Raw genomic sequence first — 346 nt, forward strand, 5'->3', positions numbered from 1 at the left:
CATCAGCAGTAACAGTAGATTACGCCACCGCCGATAACACAGCGACGATAGCCAACAGCGACTATGTAGAAGTAACAACTACTAGTTTGACCTTTGCAGCAGGCGAAACTTCAAAAACAGTTAGCGTTACAGTTTATGGCGATGCCGTATACGAAGGTGATGAAAGTTTATATGTGAATTTAAGCAATGCTTCAGGAGCGACTATCGCGGATAATCAAGGCGAAGGAACCATCACAGATGATGACGGTCAGCCGGCCATCAGCATTAACGATGCATCTGTAACAGAGGGCAATTCAGGTACTGCTACTTTAGACTTTACTGTTTCATTGAATCATGCCAGTACATC

Annotated in this window: 1 protein-coding gene; it reads left to right on the top strand. The window is 44.2% G+C overall.

Going from position 1 to position 346, the window contains the following annotated elements; translation table 11 throughout:
• Positions 1-47: 47 nt before the first annotated feature.
• The coding region (locus OM075_RS26750; protein ID WP_301193422.1) for a Calx-beta domain-containing protein at positions 48-346 on the top strand (299 nt) is incomplete at its 3' end.

The organism is Plebeiibacterium sediminum (assembly GCF_026013605.1).
Taxonomy (GTDB): Bacteria; Bacteroidota; Bacteroidia; order Bacteroidales; family Marinilabiliaceae; genus Saccharicrinis; species Saccharicrinis sediminus.